This is a genomic window from Marinobacter sp. MA (assembly GCF_048298425.1).
GTDB classification, from domain to species: domain Bacteria; phylum Pseudomonadota; class Gammaproteobacteria; order Pseudomonadales; family Oleiphilaceae; genus Marinobacter; species Marinobacter salsuginis.
Window position 1 is genome coordinate 1,048,296 of the sequence record NZ_CP103058.1, and the last position, 22,079, is coordinate 1,070,374.

The following is a 22,079-nucleotide window of genomic DNA, read 5'->3' on the forward strand; positions in this document are numbered from 1 at the left end:
CAGTTCAAACGAGTGCAGAGTGTGCCACAAACCTCAGTGAACCGTGACCTTTGACGAGGCTTCTTCCAGGGAATCGATCAGCTTTTTCAGGCGGCGACTCATATCGGCGCTCTCGGCAAGCTGGGTCACCATGTTCTGGGTGGTCTCGCGGATGCCTTGCACGTTGGCCAGCACGTCGTCGGTGCCAGCAGTCTGGTCCGCCGAGACGTTCGCGATTTCCTGGTTGGTGTGATCAATCCGGCTGACCACCTCGTTGATGGCTTCCAGGGCACGGCGGCCTTCTTCGGATTCCTCGACGCAGCGGGTCGCATCCTCGGAACTGCCGGTCATCTGGTTCACGGCCGTGCTGATGGCGCTTAGAAGCCGGTCGATGGTGCCCTGAATCTGATCGGTAGAGTCCTGGACCCGCTGGGCCAGTTTGCGGACTTCATCGGCAACCACGGCAAACCCCCGGCCCTGTTCGCCGGCCCGGGCCGCCTCGATGGCCGCGTTCAGGGCCAGCAAATTGGTCTGTTCGGCAATACCCCGGATCTCGGTGATGGCGTGGCTGATTTCATGGCTGTTCTCGGCCAGGGCTTCGACGCTGCTGGCGGAGTTGCGCACCACGTCGGCGAGCTTGCGGATGCTGTCGGCGCTCTGGCCGACTCGGGTGCTGCCGTCACGGGCCGCATCGCTGGCTTCGTGGGAGAGGGTCTTGGCAATGCCGGCCTGTTCGGCAATGCCGGTGAAGCTCTGCAGCATGGCTTCGATGACCTCCGCGGACCGGTCGGCGCCTTGCTGTTGACGGCCCAGGTCGTCGCGGCGTGCTTCGGCAGCCGAAGTGAGTTCTTCAACTTCGCGATGCAGCCGATCGATGGCTTCCTTCATGCTGCGGACTACCCCAACAGTGCGGTCCTGCATGGCATTGAAGGCACTGGCCATTTCGCCGATTTCGTCGGTTGAATCCACCACTGCCCGCTGACTCAGATTGCCCGAGGACTGAACGTCGACCATGGTGTTTTTCAGGCGATTCACGTGGCGCTCGATAAAAGAGATCAGCAGTTGGGAGCCGGCCATCTCCAGCACCATGAGTACTGCAACCACCAGCGCAAAGCCGGGAGCTGTATCAGCGAAGACCTGGTCGAAACTTTTGCCGGTCTGCCCCGCAATGGTCTGCATGGCGTAAAGAACCAGCAAACAGAGAACTGCAAAAACGACAATGTTCAGCAACCAGAATTTGTACTTCAGCCGGGCATTTCGCAGCAGTGTCAGCATGAATCGTTCTCAGTCGATGGCCTTCACCGGAATCTGCATGGCATTGGAGGTCTGGGGAACCTCAGGCACGGCGAGGCCAAGATTGTTTTTATCGAATACCTTATCGGCCCGGTAGCTGGAGCGGACCATAGGACCGGAGGGTACTTCCATGAAGCCCTTTTCCAGGCCAATTTCCCGGTAACGGTTGAATTCTTCCGGAGTGACGTAGCGTTCCACCGGCAAGTGATTAGGGGTGGGGCGCAGGTACTGGCCCAGGGTCAGGATATCCACACCGATGGCGCGCAGGTCGTCCATGGTTTCCAGGATTTCCTCCTCTGTTTCACCCAGGCCCAGCATCAGGCTGGTTTTAGTGAGCACATCCGGGCGGTGCTTTTTGGCATGCTCGAGAACCTTCAGGGTTTTTTCATATCCTGCGCGCGGGTCGCGGACCCGGCTGGTCAGACGTTTAACGGTTTCCACGTTCTGGGCGAAGACATCCAGCCCGGAATCCACCACCTTCTCAACGTCAGACATGACCGCGTCGAAATCCGGCGTTAGCGCCTCAACGGCGACTTCGGGGGTGCGCTGTTTGATGGCCGAAACGCAGGCGGCATAGTGGGCAGCGCCACCGTCGTCCAGGTCGTCACGGTCTACCGAGGTAAGCACAATGTAGCGAAGACCCATGAGCTCTACGGACTTGGCCGTGTTCTCCGGCTCTTCATGATCCAGCCAGCCTTTCGGGTTGCCGGTGTCTACCGCGCAAAATTTGCAGGCGCGGGTGCAGACAGACCCCATCACCATGATGGTAGCCGTACCGGCAGTCCAGCACTCACCGATGTTGGGGCAATGGGATTCCTGGCAAACGGTGCTCAACCGGTGCTCACTGACGTTTTTGCGCACTGCCTCATAGCGCTCGCCTCCGGGCATGCGTGCCCTGAGCCATTTGGGCTTCGGCTCTCGCTTCTCCGCTGATGTGGCTTCCTGCTTCGATGACCGCTTGACGCCGTCCTTGATGGCTGAGAAGCCATGCTCGTTGCGGAATTTGGAACCACTGGTAATGCGGGTTTTTGCGCTGTCGCTCATGCAACCGGACTCTCGATTCGGGTATGGAGAACTCTAAAGAGTAATGGGCTGGCGGGGGAGTTACAAGACAGGTAGGGGCAATCACGGGGGTACCGGGCACGACATTGGTCGTACCCGGTTGACCCTCATCAAGCCTGGGCTTTGTCCAGAGCCTGGCTGATGTCGGCAATGAGGTCGTCGACATGCTCGATGCCGATAGACAGTCGCACCAGATCCTCGCTCACCCCGGCACTCTTCAACTCCTCCGGGTTCAGCTGGCGGTGGGTGGTGGTGGCCGGGTGGCAGGCCAGGGACTTGGCGTCACCAATATTTACCAAGCGCAGAATCAGCTCCAGGGCATCAATGAACTTTGCCCCGGCGTCCCGGCCACCCTTAATGCCAAAGCTCAGGATGCCGGAAGCCTTGCCGCCACAGATCTTCTCGCAGGTCGCCTTGTAGGGGCTGTTGGCCAGGGTTGCGTAATTCACCCACTCCACAGACGGGTGATCCTGCAGGAAGTTGGCGACTTTCTCCGCGTTCTCACAGTGACGTTCCATACGCAGTGCCAGGGTTTCCAGGCCCTGCATGATCAGGAACGCATTGAACGGGGCCAGGGCCGCACCGGTATTACGCAGCGGGACCACGCGGCAGCGGCCGATGAAGGCGGCAGGGCCCAGAGCGTCGGTGTAGACCACGCCGTGGTAGGACGGGTCCGGCTCGTTCAGCATCGGGAATTTGTCGGCGCTGGCCTTCCAGTCAAACTTGCCGGAATCCACCACTACGCCAGCGACGGTAGTGCCGTGGCCGCCGATGTACTTGGTAAGCGAGTGGATAACGATATCGGCACCGTGCTCAATCGGGCGGCACAGGAAGGGGGTGGCAACCGTATTGTCCACCATCAGCGGAATTCCGTGCTTGTGAGCGATCTCGGCCCAGCGCTGAATGTCGACCACATTGCCCGCCGGGTTACCGATGGACTCGCAGAAGAGCGCGCGGGTGTTTTCATCAATGGCCTTTTCCACGGCGTCAAAATCGTCGTGGCGCACCATCTTGCACTCAATGCCCTGGTTCGGCAGCGAGTGCGCGAACAGGTTGTAGGTGCCGCCGTAAAGCTGGCTGGTGCTGACGATGTTGTTGCCCACCTTGCAGATAGTCTGCAGGGCATAGGTGATGGCAGCCATGCCGGAGGCCACGGCCAGGGCGCCAACGCCGCCCTCCAGCTCCGCCATCCGCTCTTCCAGAACCGCATTGGTGGGGTTCATGATGCGGGTGTAGATATTCCCCTGAACCTTCAGGTCGAACAGATCGGCACCGTGCTGGGTGTCGTCGAAGGTGTAGGACGTGGTCTGGTAAATCGGCGTGGTTGCGGCCCGGGTAGTGGGATCGCTTTTGAAGCCTGCGTGCAGGGCGAGGGTTTCCGGTTTCATGTGAACGGTCCTTGCTGCTAAGTTGTTGTGTATGAGTTTTAGCTCGTGAGTATGCCACAGAGTTTAGCGCCAGTACCCTCACTGTAAACCGGTTTAGTACAGGGGTTCTTAATGCTGGTAGGTGGAAAAGGATTGAGGATGTTCCCATGGCAAAATTAAGGACGATGATGCTTGTGGCGGTCATGCTCATGGTGGCCTCGGGTTCCAGCGCAGCGCTACGGGTGATCGTATCAAGTGACATGGCCCACCTCGTGGATGTGGAAGACAGCAAACTGGTGGGCACTATAGGGTCACTCTATCAGTGTGTCTTCGATCATGCGGAAGAAGAGGTTGTGTTCACAAGGGCGCCTCTCAAGCGAGGACTTTTGGAGATTCGCAAGCACCGCGCGGATATCCTGATTCCACTGGCGAGAAGCGCCAGCAGGGATGATTTTGCTGAATTTGGCGGAGCTTTGCTGGGAGCCGATTATGTGTTTGTGTCGAAGAACCGCCTTCCCGACAATTATGAGAAGCTTGGTCTCACTTACGGCATTCCGAGAGAGTTCGTTGGTAAAGATCTCATAGCAGACCCCGATGCGGTCATTGAGGAAGTAAGCGACTGGTCGCAATTGCCGCCCCTGCTCCAGAAGAGTCGCATTGACGTTATTGTTGTGCCTACGTTGATTGCGCCCAAAGTTCTGGCCGGGCTCGAAAAGGACCTTTTCATGAAGCGCGCAGGTACAATCCCCGCCTCTCTCTATATGTCTTCAATGTTGGAGCAGGAACTCCAGGCCCGCATTCGTGAGTCCGTCCAGAGCTGTAGCATTGAACAATAGACATCTTACCGATGTCTTTGTCTTTTTCGGGCTCTGAGATATTCGGTAAGCGAAGGGTAAAAAAAGATTCCAAGGCAGCTCCAGAAGACGCCAATGGACACCAAACCTGCCTTCACGCTCGCGCCAGCGAACCCAAGGGCAATGGGAACCAGAACAACGGCCAGGAATACCGTGAGTGCATGGCGGGACTTCATAATGCGATACAGCCTTAAAACGCATTGGGGCGAAGTCTCTATCTTAGCCGACTCCTGCCCCCGTGATTGTCAAAGTTTGTTTAAGTGGCGTTGGGTTTCTTGGCGTCCGTGTCAGGAAATATGGTGTCGTAACACCAGGTGAATACGAACGCATGCACCAGATAGAACACCACGAATGCAACATCCAATGTCCGCGCACAAAAGACCATGAATTTCGACAGTCAAAGCCCGTTTAATGACGCAGAACATGAAAAAATGGCCAGAAAATGGGCAATTTGTCTGTTTGATCACTATCCTTGTGCGTAGTGGTGATCTGTCTACCATTGAATGACAGCGTTTTAGCGACTTGATGCAGTCAAAAAGCACGTACCGGAACCGCGTGCTTCGGAGGTGGAAACATGGATCGGCTTCTTTCACCCAAACTTCTCCAGTTTGTTTGGTTGTCCTTATTTTCCCTATCCCTGCTTGCTGACTCGAAACGCTCTCATGTCATTGGGGTTTTCGAAGGTATCGATCGGGAAATAGCGGTTGAAGATGGCGATCTCGTGGGGCGGTTCGCGCCTTATTATCAGTGTGTTTTTGGCCGGGTGGAGGGAGATTTCCAATTCGTTGAAATGCCATTGGCCCAGATGCTTTATCGCTTGGAGAAAGGTGGTATTTCTGCCGGCTTGCCAATGGTGCAGACGGCCGAGCGGGATGAATACGCTGACTTTGGCGGGTTACTGTTCCAGACGGAGTATGTTTATCTCCTGCTTGAGGATTTGCCGCCCCTGGATAGTCTGACTGGCCTCAGGTTTGCCTTTGTCCGGCAGTTCGTAGGCGATAAGCTCTTGCAGGGTGAGGACCCTCGGGTGATCCATGTGTCCGATTGGAGCCAGGCCGTCGAGATGCTCAAGCGTGGTCGCGTGGATGTTGTTGTTCTGCCCTGGGTACTCATCGACCTGTATATGAAGGGGTTTGACAAAGCCTACTATGATCGGACTGCCGCCTGGGTGGACCTTTCTATGTATATCTCGCACAAGGTGAAAGACAGCAGCCTGACAAAAGATTTAAGGGATGCAATAAAAGTGTGCCGTTTCATTGCGGACCAGAACCAGAGCAGTTGGGGCCTTCCCTCCAAGGGCCAGACTCAGCATGACTAGGTAAGCTTTAACCCTTACCTGTGTGAACGATTGTCGAGCTGCCGGGACTGTTCAGGCATTAAAAAAGCCCGACTCTCGCGAGCCGGGCTTTCTAAATACTGGTAGCAAGGGGCGGAGTCGAACCGCCGACCCCAGCATTATGAGTGCTACCGGCAATTATAACTAGCTGATTTTAATAAGGTTGTGCCGGCCGCCCTCGCCCACATTATCCTATCAATGCACATCCACGCTTATGGTGTGGCCACAAAATGCCCACACTGTCACGGAGGGCTATTGTCGTCATCGGCGTATACCCGCTCATCGTAATTCGTTGCGGTAACGCTTACTTCAAGCTCTCCCTGCGGGCTAATTTCTGTTATCAGGGCCGGAAAGCTCCAGCGGTCCGTTGTTCCAAAAATCACATGCGGAGGCTCCTGAAAAGGTGACAGCTCCGGCAACGGACTTACGTTGGCAATTATCTCGAAATCGTTGTCTCCGCGAGTTGCAGGAAAAGGGCCCACCATATCGCCGTATACATCACGGTATGCAACCACATGACTTTCCCCATCCCGCCAGTCCATAGGCTGACTTACAATCAGCTTTGGTTCTGGGCCGGAAGTATCAAGCGAACGAAGCACAGACGCCTGGCCATAGCCGGGGATATCATCGACCAGCGGGACATAGCCTAGATAATCCGAGTTTAGTGCGTCCAGCTCGGTATTGAAGCTGTATGTCCAGCGGCGGTAACGCTGAGAGCGGCGCCGCCTCATACCAATCCGCCAGGCTTTGGTTCTATCGGTTACGCCATCAAGTTTTAACTTGTCGAGCTTGATGCCCTGGTCTCCGGGCAGGAAGCATTTTATGGTTTCCGTTGTCCAGGTGTCAGCGTTGGTGTATTCCACTTCTACGCCGTCCGGCTCTTCCGGCTTGCGGCTGGTGAACGAACGTTGCAGTGGTGCCGTCATATTCTCCGGCGAATAGGGCTGCTCAAAATGAGTCCGAGGCGCGTCCCGCACAGGTGTGATCACGCCGGTGCTCAAAGTCATCGAGGCGTAACCGGGGCGCAGAATCTGATCAATGGCATCTTTTGCTGTGCCATCTCCAATCACAAAATCAAAATAATCACCCCTTCCTTGCCAGATTGCGTCCAGTTGCTCGAATGCGTCCAAGTCGATCTGGTCGTCAGAATAGCCGAGCGACTTTGCGACATGCACGGCAGCAGAAGCTATAGATCGCGTTGGGGCTTCGGGGGTTAGGGCTCCACCGCTGATGCCGGGGAGCAGCCGAGTGGCGACCAAGTTTATTCGGTTATTCGAAGCGCTTCCGATCTGGTCGGTGCCCTCAATGGTCACAGCCATCGTAGTGACGCCGGGATAACTGGTAACAGTCGGCAGCTTGGACCGAAGCGCTTGCCATTCAATCCGGTCAAGACTTGCAATCTCGCTGCTCTCTGTGGTCACGCGACGAACTCTGAATTCTGGTCTGATCGCAGGTCCAAGGTCGAGCTGGTAAGTGAAGCCGAGTTGGTCCCTGGTAGCGTTATCAATAGTGTATATCTGGCTGTTCCATGCGGTTGCTCCGAGTTCGCGCCATTGAATTTCAACTTGTCGCTTCGTGCCAAACGGAACAACTGTGTCGCCATCGACCTTGCCTTGCCCTTGAGGCAAGAAAATATCAATCTCAACCGTATTTGTTGTTTCACCATCTGGACACGCGGTAAAAGGCCCGGCCCAGCCGTCGGCCTCTGATCGGCTTGCCAGCAGCACATCTACAACTCCGGTGCCGCCCGGGAAACTAGACCAGGTTGCATCCTCAGCGCCACCAATAAAACGGGATAGTCCGAAGCCATCTACAAGATCCGGGAATGAAGTGTCATAAATCACACTGTCAATCCGAAAGTCCTCGTCCTCTCGGCGCGAAAACATCAGATAGCTTCCAGCAGCCCACCCGGCAATCGGAGACCCGTCTTGCGTGAGCGTGATGTCGTTTCCGGTTTTCGTGTCAATCAGGAAAACGCCGTTGGCGTCTGAAAGCTCTGTCGATCTTAGTCTTATCTCATCGCCAACATCGGCATCCACCCAATCGCCAGTCAGCGTCACCAGCCCACCCCCATCAACTGACACGGTGACGGATTGGCGGGTAGATATGGCAACGAAGTCACCCGTTGCCCAGTCGCCAGGAAAGAAGACGGAGGTGCTGGTGGTGCGTATTTCCGGGCCGCTGTAGCTTACCTGTGCGCCTGTTAGGCCAGAGGATAACGATCGCCCGCGATAGAGCCTGATGCCACTTGACCCGGTGGTGGCGCCCACTTCCGGCGCGGTGTACCAGTTTTCGTGCGCGGGATGAACAGAAACGTCCTCTCCGGGCTCAAATACCTGATAGCTGATGGAGCTTCCCAATTGGCTGAAGGGTGTTTCGCCGAGTTTTAAAAGGGCAGTTTCGATGAGGCACCGGCCAGAGGTGATGCACAGCATGATGTTCTGAACCTGAGTGCGTGCATCCTTGTAATATTTTCTCGGCTGGTTGACGTAATCCGGGTAACGAATGTAACGGCCAAAAAGCTCAGGGACGCCCTGGCCAAGGCGAGCGGTGTTGGCTTTTGCGTCAGCCGGTACGATATCGGAACCCTGCCGACCTCCGCTCCTGGAAGAAACGCTTGGGATATTGATCAGTGCATCGAGGGCTGCCTGGCCGGCAAGTGCGGACCCTGCGTAGAACGGGTTAACCAGAAATGCGCCAATGCTGGTGAAGGCGTCAACAACGTCACCAAAGGGGACAACTCGAAACTCCACGAGGTCTTTTTCGCCAATCACAGCGCCCGCCCAATCCAGCGGGTTGACGATTGCGCCATTGATTGAACAGCTAACACGCTGCACTGGGCCCGGCGTATAGTTTTCGGTCTGGCTGCTCACCCAGGTTTCAACTGTCATGCCGTGGTCGTGGTAAACCTCCACCGGCTCGGCAGGCATGATGGTGTCGAACACTTTAATCGTCATAGAAAACGACTCTCAAAAAACGCTGCTGGAGGGGTTTGATGTTCATAAGGCGCGGTCCATGACGGCCTTTGCCGGGCTCGTCGGTTTCGAGGATCATCAGTCGGCCGTCAATCTCAACTACGAGGGCAATGTGCGTGCACAGCCTGCCACGGTAGCAGCAGGCAATGGCGCCGGGGTGTGGCTCACAGATGCGGTAGTTCACGGACTCTTTCAGCATGGCCTTGGTCAGCGCCCGTTTGTCTGAGCCTTCGACCGCGCCATGCTCTGGCATCCACGGCTTACCGAACAGATGCACTCTGGCCAGCCTCGTCAGGCCATAGCAGTCCGCCCCATCTGGTAGCCGTCCATTGGCGAGATAAGGGACGTTTAGTAGGTCGTTGAGGGTCATCAGAGGTACCGAAGCCCTGGGAACTGGTCGGCTGTGTAGCGGTCTCGTGGCCACTGCGTGTTCAGCAGATCGAAGTACCCGGCTTCAATCTGAATCATAATGCCCTGAAGCGCGCCACCCCTGAGAGTCATCCGATACGGATTGCTTGCCGGCGCTGAAAGATCGGAAGCCACGTATTCCCGATATACAACGGGAACCTCGGCTCCTGATTCCAGAGCTGCCTCAATGGCTTCCTGTCCTTGCGCGGTGACGTTGGCAATAGACAATGATAGCGTCTGCTGGCCAGAGTCGTCTTTTTTAGGCCTACGAATGGACAGGGGGCCGGCTGTGAACTCCACCTTGGCCCCGCTTTCCAGCGTCAAAAGACGATCAACGAAACCGGTGCAGACTCGGATGGGATCGACGCCAGGAACGAGGATTTCCAGCGTGCGAATTATTTCTTCATTGGCGGTGGCGTAGGCACTTTTTATGGTATTCATCGGATCAAGGCTCGCAGCTGAGAATCAGTTTAATCAGCGTCGCCTGATTAGCGAGCCCAAGACTTCGTTACAGCTGACAGTTCTTGGTCCGATAGCGCCCGAGGATAAATCAGCACTTGCGTAGTGATGCCGGGGCCTAATGAAAGTTTTGAAAGCAGCCAATTAACGTCGAAATAAGTTTCGCTGTCCGAAATTGTGTAGACATTCCCATCACTGGCATGCTTTATGACACCATTTTCATAAGCAGCTGCAGTTACTGCTGCTACTGGTTCATCGATTCCAATGTCAATTACGTCCAAAACTTGCGGGGTCCCGCCGACATAGGGTCTCAATCGTGAGGTTCGAGATAAAAGCCTTTTGCCAGCAGACTGCGTATAGCTATTTCTGATTTCACTCTCAATTTCATATGTTCGATCCGCATCACCTGCACTGAACGGTTGATTGTCGATATTTCCTTCTGTCTCCTTTATAGAAAAGGTTTCTATCGATTGAACCACCACTGTACACTGGCCAGCATTTATGTGACTCGACAAAAAACCGTCTGCCATCGATAAGATCTCGGCACTTGTTGTTACTGGAGACCCGGCAGTGTGTACAGGAGATGAAACCGATAAAGGCTGAACCTTCTGCTCGACTTGGGCAAATGTTACGTCTCCGGTGACGTTCAAAGATAGTGCGATTGGGTCACCACTATCTCGCACCTTTTCATAAACTGCCGGTTCGCCTTCTGTTGCCACTGCGGATGTTACTTCAACGTCGCCGGTTAGTGTGGCGGACCCGGTTCCGTGCACATAAAGAATTAAAGAATGAACACTTGCGTCTACGGAGAAAGATTGCGAAGACGGACTATCAGAGTAGGGCAATAGATTCGTTGTGTTATTCTCTAGGAGCAGTCCGTAATAACCATTACCTGATGGGTGGTATCGGAAACGTGGAGTAGCCGGAGCTAAAGTTCTCCAGGTTCCATCTCTGTCTTGAGTGTCCCGAGGACTGCTTCTGGCAACAGTTAAAAAGTCCTCGATGCTTATTTCCTCAATTAAGCCGGCACTTTTTGTTCTGTAAATACCTTTTTGGAAATCGAGGTGTAAAGCATAGTCTTGCGGGCCGTTAATACCGTTTATGTTACCAAGGCTACGAGTAGCTGAAATATCGGATTTAAATGTAAGAGGCATACTAGCTCTCCCGTGCTGCTGTAAAGTTAGTTGTATTGGTGTAAAGGAACCAGTGGACACCATCAGTGCCCAGTTGTGATGTCCAGATGATGTCTAATGCGATTTCGCCGTTAGCATTGAATTTCGGCAGGAATGATGCCTTGTAGGCATCTTCATGAGAGCCTGCAAGCACAGAATTTGAATTGAATCGCCATTTTCCATCATCGCCCTCAATTCCAAGGTGAAGCTCACCATTCTCCATGTCGTTGATGAGGAAAACCTTCTTGTTGCCGACGTACCGAACCTCCCCGTGCCAGATTTGAATGTTGCCGTCTCGGCTCTGCATCTGAATTTCTTGGGAGACACTCCAGGGGCCTGACAGGCTGGGGGCCGTCTCGTACATGATCCGGTAACCATCGAACCAATAAAGTTCCCACAGGCCGCTTACTGGGTCGAATAGAAGCGACGGAGAACGAAAGTGAGCATCGGCTGAAAGTGGACGTATTGTCTGTACAGGCGTCCAGTTAATACCGTCTTTAGATGCGCGGTACCTTATCGAAAACTCCCTGGAACCCGATGCGGTATTCAAGTCAATCGTTTGTCTCCAGTAACAAATAAGATCGCCCGAGTGAATATCGTAGGTCCACCCACAATCGGAGTTGAAACCGCCGCTTGGGGCGTCCTCTAGCGGCTGCGCAAAACCATTTAGCATCTCGAAGCTCTGCAGGTCATTAGAACCATAGATAACAGGGTTTTCGTACGCATTTTCTGAGCCCCGATAGGGGGTCAGCACCATCCAATAGCGGTAGCCGCGAAAGGGATACCCGAACTCAATCACATGAGGATGCACGACTCCATCGTCCTCAAAATACGGAGTATCAACAGGTATCGGTGCAGGCTGGGTAGTCGATATATTGAATATCCAGTCGTCTGAAACTTGGTAATTATGAGGAAAGAGAGTAAAAGGCATAGGCGCGCCTTCTGGCCCACCTGCCAACCTTCTAAACGTCGCGCATTTCAGGGTTTCGCCTGAAAAAACATCTGCCAATGTGTGGCGATCAGGGTGTGGAAGTGCCGCGCTACGCGGGCCGTCACTTATCTCTGGAATATTTGTAAGAATATTCTGGACGCCGTTTTGAAGGCCCGGAAGATACAATTCCCCATCCAAGCCAATGCGCAACAAAATATTACCTTCAGTATCAAGCAGGACCGCAGAATATAGAGGGTTACGCTCTGTATCGGTCGCTATTGCGCTAGTTATGCCCTTAATGTTTGAAGTGGAGAATGAAGGGGTAATGATTTCACCGGCCCTGGTGATTTTAGCTACAATCTCACCGCTTTGATCGACAAAAAGATGTGTAATTTCATCCGCGTCTTTGCCATATACGGAATCGTAGTCAACCGCTTTTTTAATCTCTCCAACCGCTGCTTCAACACCCGCAGCGCTGGGGTATCGCTGTATCTCGATTGCTGTGGACCCGGCGTCATGGCGATAGAGGATCAAATACTCATCACTATCCGCACTTGGCACCGAGAAATAATCACCTTCAGTTGTCGCAGCAAGACCTGCCGCAATATCTACATAGATACCGGCTGAGAGCTGGGCGGCATCTCGGGCGAGCTCAGATCGATCAGCTCCTGCCTCAGAGCGATCCGCCTCCTCAACAGCATTGTAATAAGCATCAATTGCCGGCTTACCCCCATCGAATACCTGCTCCATGCCCTTCAGGGTCAGGCGACTTTTCCCTGTGCGGTCGTTGAAAGTGGTGTCCTCAGAGTTCATCGCCTCATCAAACGCCTGAGAATTATCTGAGCGATCCCGAGGGTCGGTGCTCGGGACAGGGTTTCCAGTATTAAAACGACTCATTGATCAGCTCCTAAGCCTCGGGCCATTCTTGATTCATGGTGATGTCGAAAATTGAGGTGTACTGAATGTCGGGCAGGCCGTAGAGGTATTCCTCTTCGGATACAGTTGGCCGCTCGAAGATCTCAAGTTGTGCGCTGTATTCCCAATGCCGTATGCCGCGCAGCTTAGGGCCGTCATACATATCGACGAAGCGGCATTCGTAGGGCCGGAGACCCATCGGGGAATCCAAATGGCAGTTAAACCATGCAGTGCCATAGCCGATCTCATAGTTAAACCAGCCTTCAAAGACTTGTGCCTGCTCCTCAGTTAACAGAAATGTCACTGGCACCATTGTTGGCACCTCCTTGTTGACGGGGCGCTGCTTGGCACGACCGCTGGCCATCGTGGTTCTGGCAAACGTCGGCCCGGACTTCAGGCCATAGCCGTTGCGCAGCGGGGTTGGAAGCATCTTTGGGAAGTCAATGTTTGTGGTCATCAGTAGCCCTGCCTTTTGAGCCCGAACGCGGTTTGCATCGCTTTTGCTCTGGGCCCACCGCCCATAATGTCAGCGACAAAAACATTAACCTCTTCCTGGCCGTCGCTCCCTCTTTTGGTTTCTGTTTCTCCGGCCCGGGAATTGTCTTCGATGACGTTGACCACAGTTCCGGATCCTCCGCCAGCTTGCTGCCTGGCAAGGAACGCATCGAGGTTGTCAGCTTGAGGGGAGGTGAGGACTCGCTCCCCTTTATCCAGAAGCCAGGTGCCCTCCTTTGGCACGCTGTCGATGCCGTCGTGGGCCATGCCGGCAATTGATACCGCTTGAATGTTGCTGACAATTCCAGCGGTAGCGGCGGCCACTGATGCCATGGCGGCAAGGTTGGCGGGAAATGGAACGGCAGACGCCTGTGCAATGCCGGTGTTAATTGCGACGATAGACTGAGCGATGGCCGCGGCCTTCTGAACCGCGAACATGGTTTTATATAGTGCGGTCTGCTCTCCGGCAAACTGACCGGTGATGTCGGCCAATGAACCAAAGAGCTGTTCTGAGCCAGCCAGAATAAGGGCTTGGCGCTGCTGCTGAAGTCGTGCTTCCTCATCAGCCGCGTTTTGCCGGATCTGCTTAAGTTGATCCTGCATTTCCTGTTCAGACTGGATCTTAAGATGGTCGGCTTCCATCTTGCTGATCACGTCAGCCTGATATAGCTCGTTGATTTCTTCGTTGCGCTCCCCGTACAGGCGCAAAGCTATCTGTTTTTCCGTTTCAAAGGCCTGGCGAAGAGCTTGTACCCGCTGAAGATAGTCTGTGTCGCCATTGCCGGTTTCGTCGGTAGAGCCGCCAGTGCCTGTCGATCCACCACCGGATGAAATGCCGGCGCCCGAGCCAGATGTATCGATTGTGTCAACGCCAGTTCCATCCCCGGCGCCTGCTTGAGCGCTTTGATTTTTCCGGGCGTTTTCTATCAATTCAGAGACTGCGTCATACTCTGCCCTGAGGCGTCTCAGCCGCTCTTCCTCGGTAGCAATAACCTCTTTTGGAATCAGGTTCGGTGTTTGCCGAAGTGATTTAAGTCTTTCCTCCTGTCCTTCAACCGCATCCCCCAAATCATTCAGCTTTTCCGTCAGTCGAGGAATGTCGTCAAAGGCAGGGCCATGAATGAATGCCGCCAGCTCTTCTGCCAGAAATTGAGTGACCTTAACGGCGCCGTCTATCGCCTCGATAACGAAGTTCATAGAGGTGACAATGGCAGAGCCCAGCGCCTGAGCCGATTCCATCGTGCTCTCATCACTCAAGAGGTCAACCAAGTCCTCGATAGCCGGAAGTGCCGCCATGACGACTTCATTTTTCATTCCAGTGGCCGCACCGCTCAGCTCATCCATGCTCCGGCGCACAGATTCCAGCTGCTCGAAATCCATATCAGACAGGACGTAGCCGGTGCGCTCTGCCTCATCGCCAAGGACTCTCATTTCCTTGCCGCCATCGCGCAGCAGAGGAATCAAGGCGGTGCTATCTGAAGCTAGATCCTCCATGTAGGAGGTCATTTCCTTTTGGCCAACCCCTGCCGCCTCAAGGCTATCGTCGTAGAGCTGAAGGGCCTCGGGGCCAGACAGGCGGGCGAATTGGTCGGCAGTGACCCCAACCTTTGGCGCGATATTCTCAAAGAACCCGGCCATCTCGCCGCTTCCATCGCGCATGAACTCGCCGATTCGCTCGTTCGTGGTTTTTAGGATATCGGCATATTTGTCCGTCTCTACGCCGTACCGCTTGACCGCGTAAGCCCCGCGCTGAAACTCACGCGGAGTTGCGCCGGCAATCTGAGCGAGGTTCTTTGTTTCCCTGGCGCCTTCGGCAGTGGACGCAACCAGGGCAGCCATTCCGGTTATTGCTGCAGCTGAACCCGCAGCCACTGACGCCCCGATCTGCTTCGAGTAGCGCTGGATTTGTTTGGCGGTTTTCTGAGACTTTCGCTCGGCTTTATCCATGCCCTGTTCAAAACCTGACACCTTTGCGATGAGATCCAGCGTTAACGTGCCAAGGGATTTTCGGGACATGCTTTTCTCCAGGTATTAAAAAACCCCGCCGTGGCGGGGTTAGGTTTCTCACGCATTGATTATGATCGGCCTGCTTCGGTCCCTTGCAGCAGCAAAATCAACGTAATCTTTCTTTATGCCGTAGGTTTTAGCGGCGGATTCCATCTCAATGCCCATGCCATCATGAAAGTGGGCAACAGCCTTCCTGCATACTTCCAACAGTGATTCCAGGCCGAACAACCCAAGCGGCTGAAGAGCGTTGATCGCAGGCTTCGCGCGCTCACCCATATCAATTAACTGCATGGCTGCAACGCTGAATGCGTAAAGGACAGAAAGATCGCCCTCCGTCAGTGAGGGGCCCGACTCAACCTCCTCCATGCCGAGTAAGTCTCTTTGGCCAATTAAGGCATCGCACTGCCTGGATATTACGAAGACGTGCTCGCGCAGCTCATAAAACAGCTTTTCATTATCAGCGCTGATGGACTTCGGCATTCTGGTGCTGAACTTCTTGCGCAGAGCCTCACAATGCTTCTGCAGGCACTTAAGTTGTTTCACCTGATCCTCAGATAAAGGCGCGCTCTCGGGAGTGGCTTCCAAATATTCACCTTCCAACGGCACCCGCGCCACTAGGCTGACGGCATCGGAGAACTTCTCCGGCTCGATTTCCTTATAGGTGCACCCGAACTTGCTTTTCAGGGACGACCAGCAGGTAATCGCTGCCTTTGCTCGCTGATTGGGTGGCAATGCATCTACTCGGGCCTTCACCAGGCCCTTGATCGCGTCCTGCTGCTCAATGCTCAGCCCGCTGGGTAAGGCCTTCTGCTTGCGCCTCACAGGTACCGGATTGCCATAGAGCTTTTCGGCCATTTCGTTGAAGGCGTTGATGTAGGCTTCTTTGACCTGAGCAGCCTTTTTGCCGGTGAAGCCCATGACCAGGAACATGAAACCGTCTTTTGTCATTTCATAGACTTTGGAACGCCGCTTGACCGCGCCGGCCTGGATCATTTCTTCGTGGGCTGAAAAGTTAGCCGACGCGAATTCGCGTGAGCAATCAAGGTTTTCGATCTTCTGGACGACGTTTTTATGGAGCCTTCCGAAAGCTTCCGAAACCTTGATGGATGTTGTTCGTGGCTGGTTCTGATGAACGACGATCAAGTCGTTTGCAGTGAGAGCGATTGTCATGATTTGCGACCTTTGTGTTTATCTAGCTTCTAGGGTGTCGGGAGGCTAGAAACCCCACAAAGAGGGCGGACAGTATTTCCCCGAAGGGTGTTCTATTCCTATCCCCTCCCGACGCAAACCAGAAGTCATTAGACGCACTTTGGGCGCAAAAAAACCGCCAGCTGTCGGGGGCAGTGAACCGCTTTGTGGGAGTTTCTAGGCTCCGTACTGCGGATTATGGACCGACAGGTAGCGGTTAGCAAGGTATCACATGCCAACCGCTTAAATACTCCTAAAAACAGGGGGCTAATTGGACCATCCAGTTACAACCCCATTTTCCGTATACACGTAAGATGCGTCGCACCGCTTGCATTTTCTATATACCCACTGAGCGTGGGTGCCCCAACTTCCCGTTGATAGGTTGATGTCGCCAAATGGAGTTGGCAGCCCCCATGCACAAATTAAACCTGTGGCGCTCATCCCAAGCCGAATTTTGTGAGCGTCTATGGCGCCCCAATCGTCTTCCGAGATGACTGCCCTCTCATTTATTTCTGACCGCAAACCAGCTGTAGGGGCTTTATAGTAAAAGTGACACAACTCTTCCTTTGTGTACTCCGCAAGGGGTTTGGAAGGCTGTGAAGGCATTCCGATTGGTGCGCAACCGGTAATTACCAGGAGGAACGGAATGATTGCTTTCTTCATGATCAATCCCTTTGAAAATATGCGCACGGAGTTTAGCAACCTATTTCCAGGTTTCCATCGCCTGCTCCAGCGACAGTTTCGGCTCTTCGTGATGAGGGGCGAAGTTGTAAAAGCTGACCGGTTGGCTGTCTTTCTTGCGGTTGACGTTTGCCAGGATGGCAGCCACCAACGCTCCAGCCCTTTCTGTCCTCATTCCAGGATGAAGACTGCCCCTCTTGCGACGGAATTCGGCCCATTCCAGGAACTCAACATAGCTCATGGTCTGCTTGGCGATGGCGATCGTCGGACCGCCAATGCCGCACATTACCAGTTCATGCCAGAGCTCATCCTCGTCGGTCAGCTCTCCGTCTTTTTTCCGTTCACCTCGCCGATCACGCGCAGCAGCTCCATGGTGATTTCACTGCTCAAGGGCCCGCGATCCGGATCCGCCTCGCCAGTAATATCGCCAGGCTTGAAAACAGGTTTTCCTTCCTTGTCGCAAATGGCAGAGGCAATGCGGCCAGCCACGGCATCCGAATTGGCGTTTAGGGATCTAATGTCAGAAACAGCGGTGTAGTAGGAAAGCTTGCGCACGTAGACCGTGGCAGTCTTTTCGTCATTGCCGTCTTTCTTCAGGACAATTTCTTTCTGGACAGGGGCGCCGGTGAAGGCGCCCATGTCTTTAAGTGCATCAAGGGTCAAATCCATGGTTACGCGGCCTTCTTGATCCAGCGGGCACCACCGGTGCGACGAATGCTGACCTCCGATTCAACCAGGGCGTTGGTCTGGAAGTCGAACGGGAAGTCGGAGATGTAACCGCCCATGGTGAACCAGGTCCTGGAGTTCGGGAGCACAAAGCTGTAATCGCCCAATGTCGCAGTTGCAGTTGCACCGGTACCGTCACCGCCAATGGTAACCGTGGGAGCAGCAGTGTAGCCGGTGCCCGGGTCAGTGATGGTAACTTCGGTGACAGCTCCGCTAACCACAGTTGCGATGCCAGTCGCGGTCCGGCCGTCAGCCTCTTCAGGATCAGAGAATGTGACCGTGGTGGTGCTGCTCGAGTAACCAGATCCGCCAGCATCAACAGCGACAGAGCCAACGCCCTGGGCAATACCTGGCGTTGCTTTGCCGTCAGACCAGCCAACAACCCAGTCCATTGAAGGTGAGGGGTTCATTCGAGAAAGATTCCACATGGTCATGTGGCTGTCGTAGTCTCCATCCGGGCGAATACCCAGAGACGCGGTGCCCGGGTTACGCATGCCGGCAACATATTCCATTTCGTTGCTATCCAGACAGGTGTCGTCCAGCTCGCCTGCAGGATCGCCGCCAGGGTTAAAGCTGGTCGCGCAATCGACCTTGACGACTTCCGGAGTCTGGTCGGCTGTGTTCAGAAAGAAAATATGGGTGCCCTGTGTGAGCTTGCTCATGGTTCAATCCTCTCGCGGGTTTCAATAAAAAACCCGCTCGGCGGCGGGTTGTTCGGGTGGTTGGTGTTTCATTTATCGATGGACGTGCCACTCGATATCGAATCCGTAACGTTTGTGGCCCGTGTCTGGGTCTGTGCTCTCGCCATTCCAGCCGACCACGTAAGCATGTGGTTCGATCGCATCGCGCAGCGCCGCGGCTACCTGCCGGGCCTCACTGCCTCGCCCGGCGTAAACATCGATCTGGATGGTGTAGCTGTCGAGATCGGGCGCCTGTCCCAGATAGTTCTCTGGTAGGCCGCTGACTGTTTGCCAAACAGCGTAGGGCAGGGTGACCCCCTGTGGAGCCTGGCCAAATGGAAACAGGCGCGTTGGCCCAGTGCCAAGCAGAGCGGTGACGGCTGAATCAGCGGCGCATACCTGGAAGACTGGCGGGGTCACTGGCTGCCCTCATTCATCAAATCCGAAATAAAAGCCTCAACTTCCTTGTTTTCTGGATTGACGATGGTTACCTGGCCTTTTATCTGGTCGAGGTTTTCCACGTCTTCAACGAAGACCGACAGGCGGGCCATTACTACCCCATCAGGCATGATTTCGATATTGCAGCCAGTCACACCCTTAATTTCATGGCCGTCTTCGGTGTATATCTTTGTTCCCCGGCAAGCCTTCGGCGCTTTACCGGATGGCAAAACAATCTTGATGCTCATTTCACACCTGCCTTCTTCCGGGCTCGCTTGAGGGCGCGGTCGATCTTTTTGGAATACTCATTGGCGAATACGGACACCGCTTGCTGTCCGGCCTGCTGCGGTACCGGGCGGAATATGGGCTGCGCGGGAGCATCCTCTGTGCCGAATTCCAGGAAACGCCAATAGAAGGTATCGCCGCCGGGATTCCCGGAGCTGCCGTCCGTCCGGTATGTCTGTCCAGCACGTCCCTTCCTGACATTCTCCCTGGTGTTGGCATACTGGCGGGCACCACCAAGAACACCGACACGGAACATCATGTTGCCGGTCTTCCTGAAAGTTCGGCCCGACCAGCGCTCGACAATGTTCGCAGCGATATTTTCTGACGTTCGAGGGTCATCCACGCGCTCAGCATTTGACCGCGCCTGGTCCCGGAGAACCTGTGCAGCTCGGCGAAGGGCAAAGCGGCCACCCTTGCGCTTGAGATCGTATTCGAGACCGTCCAACTTGCCGAGCAGCTCAGGTAGCCCGGTCATCTTGTAGCTGACGCCATCAGTCGCCATCGTTCAAGCCTTCGCTGTAGGGCAGGGTCAGGTGCTCACGGCCGCTTCGATCATCGGGCAGTACGCCCTCGATGTTGAAGATCTGGCCTTTGTGAACAATCCGCATGGTTGCGTCGATACCAGGGCGGTACCGGATCTGGAATTCACCGGTGACCTCAGACTGGCCAGCCTGAGACTGCTTGAACTCCCGGGCACTGGAAGGCCTCTTGGCAGCCCATACAGTAGCCACGACCTCCCAGCCCGGACCCATCTCGCCGGTTTCGGGATCCTGGGTCTGGCCAGGCTTTTCGATAGTTATCCTGTGCCGAAGCTGGCCAGCTCTCATCTCACTCTACCCGGTCGTATTTCTTCAGGCGGTCGTACTCGCCCTGGGTCATCAGCATTGTCTCGCCGGCTTCCTTGCAGATTCCGCCCCGGCAATGGCGGGTTTTCAGCGTAGCCTCAACCATCCGCGCTGTAGTCTTTGCGGCAGGCTTTTCTTCAGGTGCGCCGTTTTCCGGGTCTTCGGCCGCTGCAGCCTCGGGCTGTGGCTCAGCTGCCCGCTGGGTCTCGGACTCATTCTGCTCGCCGCCGGCTGCTTCTGTCTGGGTTTCAGCCTCAGAGGTTTCGACCTGTTCAGGATCGACTGGCTGTTGTGTAGCGTCCTGGTCCTGCTTTGTCTTGCTGGGTTTGCGTGCCATGAGCTATTCCTCGCTACGCGAAATGAAAGTGGCGGTATGGAGCGATTAAGGCCTCCACCGCCATTGGCAATTCAGAGGTGATGGTTCCTACAACAACGCTTTCCCGGTTGACGTACCAGTGGCCGATCAGCAGAAGCATCGCGGTTGTGATGTCGTCATCCAGAACCAGGGCGTCTTCATCCGTGACGACCTGTTCTCCGGTGTCCGGATCGGTCTCGGTCGGGATCTCTCCCACCGTCGCGTAAAGCGTCCGGCCGGTGTGGTTCTCGACCAGGCGCTGGGCTGCGGTTGAGTAGGTGTCCAGTAGCGCGTCGTCTTCAACAAAGTCCGGCTCGAGCCGGACGTGTTGCTTGATAATGTCCAGCTCGAGCATATCGGCTCCGTCAGTTCATGGGCCGCTCAAGGCGGCCCGGTGGATTAAGTGGCAGCGCCCTGCAGTGCCTTGATCGCGGCGGCATCCTGCAGCACACAGTCAAAGCGGTGGAAGGCGAGGAAGCCGGTCTGGTCGAAGTCGGCGTAACGCTCTACCAGGCGCTTCAGCACCATGTAGCGAACCCGGCGGATGATGAACTGGGCAAAGTCACCGGCGTACATGAACTTCGCATTAATGCCGATATCGGCAATGCCCTGGTCCACGAAGTACGGCACGTTGAGAATGGTGGCCGGCGCTGCTCCGGATACCGCAGGCAGCCACAGAGGCCGGCCCTGCAGGTCTTCCATCTCGGTCATCAGCTTCAGCGTGTTGTCGTTCAGGCCAATCCGGAAATTGGACGCACGGCGGTAAGCCGGGTCGATGCTGTGGATCAGGCCGTTGACTTCCTGCCAGGTGAACTCGCTGGAGCTCGCGGCAGTGGTGGTTCCTGTTACTGACGCCTGCAGGCCAGTAGGCTGCTCCGGAGTTCCAGCACCGGTACCTTGCACCAGGAACTTGGCCTCACCGCGTCCGAGACGGGAACCGATGCGGCTTGCCAGGAAACCCTGGATATCGATGCCAGAATCGTTCAACAGCTCGTTGGAAACTCGGATCACCTTTGAGCTGAGCTTCTTGGCGCCCAGGTTCTTGATGCCGAAGATCACATCGCCTTCGGAGGCCTGGGAGTTCTCGCCGATCAGCTCGCCCTCTTCAGCGGTACCGTCAGAGGTGGGCCACTCCAGGGTATGACCGCTGTCGGTGGTGAGGATCTGGGCAACGCTGGCCAGGCCGCCATAATCCTTCATGGCCTCGTGAATGCGATTCAGCATCTCGGTAGGCACGGTGTAGCCGCCGGCGGTGTCGGGGTCGGTGGCCTGAGCACGCATTTCACGCAGGATCTGACGCTGCTCTGCGGACATTTCGGACATGCCCTGACGCAGGAAGCCATCAAATGCCTGAGCCCGTTGCTCGTCAATGCTCTGACCACCGCGCTCTTCATTGTCCAGGTTGTCGCGGTGCTCTTCTTCGTTATCTTCTACGAAGCGCTGATCTGCATCCCGCAGCGCTTCCTCGCGCTTGATCTGCTCGTCGAAACCGTCGAGCTTTTGTTTCCAGTCGTTCCACTGGCTGCGCTGCTCGTCAGTCCAGGTGTTGTCGCCGATCTTGTCATGCAGGTTGCGCATGTTCCGGGCGAGCTCGTTGTACGCTTGCTTCAATTCATGGAGTTTCATAG

24 protein-coding genes and 1 tRNA gene are annotated in these 22,079 nt (G+C 55.1%); 2 read left to right on the forward strand and 23 right to left on the reverse strand.

Annotated features, from left to right (window positions below; all coding sequences use genetic code 11):
• Window positions 1-33 precede the first annotated feature (33 nt).
• The 3 genes from NUW46_RS04795 to NUW46_RS04805 all read right to left on the reverse strand — a co-directional run bounded on the left by NUW46_RS04795 (window position 34) and on the right by NUW46_RS04805 (window position 3,722).
• Window positions 34-1,254: a methyl-accepting chemotaxis protein gene (locus NUW46_RS04795; protein WP_418141495.1), complete on the reverse strand. Its 1,221-nt coding sequence runs from the start codon at window positions 1,252-1,254 to the stop codon at window positions 34-36.
• A gap of 9 nt (window positions 1,255-1,263) precedes the next feature.
• Window positions 1,264-2,316 carry a lipoyl synthase gene (gene lipA / locus NUW46_RS04800; protein WP_418141496.1) on the reverse strand — a complete coding sequence of 351 codons (1,053 nt, stop codon included), beginning with the start codon at window positions 2,314-2,316 and terminating at the stop codon, window positions 1,264-1,266.
• Window positions 2,317-2,444: 128 nt separating this feature from the next.
• Entirely contained in the window at window positions 2,445-3,722 is a 1,278-nt protein-coding gene (locus NUW46_RS04805) for an O-acetylhomoserine aminocarboxypropyltransferase/cysteine synthase family protein (protein ID WP_418141497.1), read from the reverse strand.
• A gap of 146 nt (window positions 3,723-3,868) precedes the next feature.
• On the opposite strand from NUW46_RS04805, the gene NUW46_RS04810 reads away from it, so the two are divergent.
• Window positions 3,869-4,537, forward strand: coding sequence for a hypothetical protein (locus NUW46_RS04810; RefSeq protein ID WP_418141498.1), 669 nt, complete (start codon window positions 3,869-3,871; stop codon window positions 4,535-4,537).
• A 274-nt stretch (window positions 4,538-4,811) separates the two neighbouring features.
• Here the strand turns inward: NUW46_RS04810 and NUW46_RS04815 are convergent, their stop codons facing one another.
• Window positions 4,812-4,940, reverse strand: coding sequence for a chlorhexidine efflux transporter (locus tag NUW46_RS04815; RefSeq protein WP_227549549.1), 129 nt, complete (start codon window positions 4,938-4,940; stop codon window positions 4,812-4,814).
• A gap of 189 nt (window positions 4,941-5,129) precedes the next feature.
• Here NUW46_RS04815 and NUW46_RS04820 point away from each other — a divergent pair, with 189 nt between their 5' ends.
• The gene (locus NUW46_RS04820; protein ID WP_418141499.1) at window positions 5,130-5,873 is read left to right on the forward strand and encodes a hypothetical protein; all 744 of its coding nucleotides are present in this window, start codon (window positions 5,130-5,132) and stop codon (window positions 5,871-5,873) included.
• A gap of 99 nt (window positions 5,874-5,972) precedes the next feature.
• Here the strand turns inward: NUW46_RS04820 and NUW46_RS04825 are convergent.
• The 19 genes from NUW46_RS04825 to NUW46_RS04915 all read right to left on the reverse strand — a co-directional run bounded on the left by NUW46_RS04825 (window position 5,973) and on the right by NUW46_RS04915 (window position 22,077).
• Window positions 5,973-6,074, reverse strand: a tRNA-Met gene (locus NUW46_RS04825).
• A 59-nt stretch (window positions 6,075-6,133) separates the two neighbouring features.
• Window positions 6,134-8,848: a host specificity factor TipJ family phage tail protein gene (locus tag NUW46_RS04830; protein ID WP_418141500.1), complete on the reverse strand. Its 2,715-nt coding sequence runs from the start codon at window positions 8,846-8,848 to the stop codon at window positions 6,134-6,136.
• Window positions 8,838-9,236: a hypothetical protein gene (locus NUW46_RS04835; protein WP_418141501.1), complete on the reverse strand. Its 399-nt coding sequence runs from the start codon at window positions 9,234-9,236 to the stop codon at window positions 8,838-8,840. The genes NUW46_RS04830 and NUW46_RS04835 overlap by 11 nt, the downstream gene beginning before the upstream one ends.
• Entirely contained in the window at window positions 9,236-9,715 is a 480-nt protein-coding gene (locus NUW46_RS04840) for a DUF1833 family protein (protein ID WP_418141502.1), read from the reverse strand. The genes NUW46_RS04835 and NUW46_RS04840 overlap by 1 nt, the downstream gene beginning before the upstream one ends.
• 47 nt (window positions 9,716-9,762) lie before the next feature.
• Window positions 9,763-10,887 carry a hypothetical protein gene (locus tag NUW46_RS04845; protein ID WP_418141504.1) on the reverse strand — a complete coding sequence of 375 codons (1,125 nt, stop codon included), beginning with the start codon at window positions 10,885-10,887 and terminating at the stop codon, window positions 9,763-9,765.
• Between the two features lies 1 nt (window position 10,888).
• A complete protein-coding gene (locus NUW46_RS04850; protein ID WP_418141505.1) occupies window positions 10,889-12,733 on the reverse strand; it encodes a hypothetical protein in 1,845 nt (614 codons plus the stop codon).
• 10 nt (window positions 12,734-12,743) lie between these two features.
• A complete protein-coding gene (locus tag NUW46_RS04855; protein WP_418141507.1) occupies window positions 12,744-13,208 on the reverse strand; it encodes a hypothetical protein in 465 nt (154 codons plus the stop codon).
• A complete protein-coding gene (locus NUW46_RS04860) occupies window positions 13,208-15,262 on the reverse strand; it encodes a hypothetical protein (RefSeq protein ID WP_418141508.1) in 2,055 nt (684 codons plus the stop codon). The genes NUW46_RS04855 and NUW46_RS04860 overlap by 1 nt, the downstream gene beginning before the upstream one ends.
• Before the next feature lie 48 nt (window positions 15,263-15,310).
• On the reverse strand, window positions 15,311-16,423 hold the full coding sequence (locus NUW46_RS04865) for a Rha family transcriptional regulator (RefSeq protein WP_418141509.1): 1,113 nt from the start codon (window positions 16,421-16,423) through the stop codon (window positions 15,311-15,313).
• A gap of 721 nt (window positions 16,424-17,144) precedes the next feature.
• A complete protein-coding gene (locus NUW46_RS04870) occupies window positions 17,145-17,408 on the reverse strand; it encodes a phage tail assembly protein T (protein WP_418141510.1) in 264 nt (87 codons plus the stop codon).
• 32 nt (window positions 17,409-17,440) lie between these two features.
• Complete coding sequence (locus NUW46_RS04875) at window positions 17,441-17,791, reverse strand: phage tail assembly chaperone family protein, TAC (protein WP_418141511.1); 351 nt, start codon at window positions 17,789-17,791, stop codon at window positions 17,441-17,443.
• 2 nt (window positions 17,792-17,793) lie between these two features.
• Window positions 17,794-18,510, reverse strand: a complete 717-nt coding sequence (locus NUW46_RS04880; RefSeq protein WP_418141512.1) for a phage tail tube protein — start codon at window positions 18,508-18,510, stop codon at window positions 17,794-17,796.
• 72 nt (window positions 18,511-18,582) lie between these two features.
• Window positions 18,583-18,948, reverse strand: coding sequence for a DUF3168 domain-containing protein (locus NUW46_RS04885; protein ID WP_418141513.1), 366 nt, complete (start codon window positions 18,946-18,948; stop codon window positions 18,583-18,585).
• Window positions 18,945-19,214, reverse strand: coding sequence for a hypothetical protein (locus tag NUW46_RS04890; RefSeq protein ID WP_418141514.1), 270 nt, complete (start codon window positions 19,212-19,214; stop codon window positions 18,945-18,947). The genes NUW46_RS04885 and NUW46_RS04890 overlap by 4 nt, the downstream gene beginning before the upstream one ends.
• Window positions 19,211-19,753 carry an HK97-gp10 family putative phage morphogenesis protein gene (locus tag NUW46_RS04895; protein ID WP_418141515.1) on the reverse strand — a complete coding sequence of 181 codons (543 nt, stop codon included), beginning with the start codon at window positions 19,751-19,753 and terminating at the stop codon, window positions 19,211-19,213. The genes NUW46_RS04890 and NUW46_RS04895 overlap by 4 nt, the downstream gene beginning before the upstream one ends.
• On the reverse strand, window positions 19,743-20,078 hold the full coding sequence (locus NUW46_RS04900) for a phage head closure protein (RefSeq protein ID WP_418141516.1): 336 nt from the start codon (window positions 20,076-20,078) through the stop codon (window positions 19,743-19,745). Before NUW46_RS04900 ends, NUW46_RS04895 begins: the two co-directional genes overlap by 11 nt.
• A gap of 1 nt (window position 20,079) precedes the next feature.
• On the reverse strand, window positions 20,080-20,433 hold the full coding sequence (locus NUW46_RS04905) for a hypothetical protein (protein WP_418141517.1): 354 nt from the start codon (window positions 20,431-20,433) through the stop codon (window positions 20,080-20,082).
• A 13-nt stretch (window positions 20,434-20,446) separates the two neighbouring features.
• Window positions 20,447-20,806: a head-tail connector protein gene (locus NUW46_RS04910; protein ID WP_418141518.1), complete on the reverse strand. Its 360-nt coding sequence runs from the start codon at window positions 20,804-20,806 to the stop codon at window positions 20,447-20,449.
• Window positions 20,807-20,850: 44 nt separating this feature from the next.
• Window positions 20,851-22,077, reverse strand: a complete 1,227-nt coding sequence (locus NUW46_RS04915) for a phage major capsid protein (protein ID WP_418141519.1) — start codon at window positions 22,075-22,077, stop codon at window positions 20,851-20,853.
• Window positions 22,078-22,079: the final 2 nt, after the last annotated feature.

Excerpts from the sequence above, each read along its gene's own strand:
- NUW46_RS04870 (WP_418141510.1), bottom strand. The coding sequence starts at position 17,408 with ATGTGCGGCATTGGCGGTCCGACGATCGCCATCGCCAAGCAGACCATG.
- NUW46_RS04820 (WP_418141499.1), top strand. The coding sequence starts at position 5,130 with ATGGATCGGCTTCTTTCACCCAAACTTCTCCAGTTTGTTTGGTTGTCC.
- NUW46_RS04835 (WP_418141501.1), bottom strand. The coding sequence starts at position 9,236 with ATGACCCTCAACGACCTACTAAACGTCCCTTATCTCGCCAATGGACGG.
- NUW46_RS04815 (WP_227549549.1), bottom strand. The coding sequence starts at position 4,940 with ATGGTCTTTTGTGCGCGGACATTGGATGTTGCATTCGTGGTGTTCTAT.
- NUW46_RS04855 (WP_418141507.1), bottom strand. The coding sequence starts at position 13,208 with ATGACCACAAACATTGACTTCCCAAAGATGCTTCCAACCCCGCTGCGC.
- NUW46_RS04805 (WP_418141497.1), bottom strand. The coding sequence starts at position 3,722 with ATGAAACCGGAAACCCTCGCCCTGCACGCAGGCTTCAAAAGCGATCCC.
- NUW46_RS04915 (WP_418141519.1), bottom strand. The coding sequence starts at position 22,077 with ATGAAACTCCATGAATTGAAGCAAGCGTACAACGAGCTCGCCCGGAAC.
- NUW46_RS04810 (WP_418141498.1), top strand. The coding sequence starts at position 3,869 with ATGGCAAAATTAAGGACGATGATGCTTGTGGCGGTCATGCTCATGGTG.
- NUW46_RS04890 (WP_418141514.1), bottom strand. The coding sequence starts at position 19,214 with ATGAGCATCAAGATTGTTTTGCCATCCGGTAAAGCGCCGAAGGCTTGC.
- NUW46_RS04880 (WP_418141512.1), bottom strand. The coding sequence starts at position 18,510 with ATGAGCAAGCTCACACAGGGCACCCATATTTTCTTTCTGAACACAGCC.
- NUW46_RS04905 (WP_418141517.1), bottom strand. The coding sequence starts at position 20,433 with ATGGCACGCAAACCCAGCAAGACAAAGCAGGACCAGGACGCTACACAA.
- NUW46_RS04860 (WP_418141508.1), bottom strand. The coding sequence starts at position 15,262 with ATGTCCCGAAAATCCCTTGGCACGTTAACGCTGGATCTCATCGCAAAG.
- NUW46_RS04850 (WP_418141505.1), bottom strand. The coding sequence starts at position 12,733 with ATGAGTCGTTTTAATACTGGAAACCCTGTCCCGAGCACCGACCCTCGG.
- NUW46_RS04840 (WP_418141502.1), bottom strand. The coding sequence starts at position 9,715 with ATGAATACCATAAAAAGTGCCTACGCCACCGCCAATGAAGAAATAATT.
- NUW46_RS04865 (WP_418141509.1), bottom strand. The coding sequence starts at position 16,423 with ATGACAATCGCTCTCACTGCAAACGACTTGATCGTCGTTCATCAGAAC.
- NUW46_RS04895 (WP_418141515.1), bottom strand. The coding sequence starts at position 19,753 with ATGGCGACTGATGGCGTCAGCTACAAGATGACCGGGCTACCTGAGCTG.
- NUW46_RS04845 (WP_418141504.1), bottom strand. The coding sequence starts at position 10,887 with ATGCCTCTTACATTTAAATCCGATATTTCAGCTACTCGTAGCCTTGGT.
- NUW46_RS04900 (WP_418141516.1), bottom strand. The coding sequence starts at position 20,078 with ATGAGAGCTGGCCAGCTTCGGCACAGGATAACTATCGAAAAGCCTGGC.
- NUW46_RS04875 (WP_418141511.1), bottom strand. The coding sequence starts at position 17,791 with ATGGATTTGACCCTTGATGCACTTAAAGACATGGGCGCCTTCACCGGC.
- lipA (WP_418141496.1), bottom strand. The coding sequence starts at position 2,316 with ATGAGCGACAGCGCAAAAACCCGCATTACCAGTGGTTCCAAATTCCGC.
- NUW46_RS04795 (WP_418141495.1), bottom strand. The coding sequence starts at position 1,254 with ATGCTGACACTGCTGCGAAATGCCCGGCTGAAGTACAAATTCTGGTTG.
- NUW46_RS04910 (WP_418141518.1), bottom strand. The coding sequence starts at position 20,806 with ATGCTCGAGCTGGACATTATCAAGCAACACGTCCGGCTCGAGCCGGAC.
- NUW46_RS04830 (WP_418141500.1), bottom strand. The coding sequence starts at position 8,848 with ATGACGATTAAAGTGTTCGACACCATCATGCCTGCCGAGCCGGTGGAG.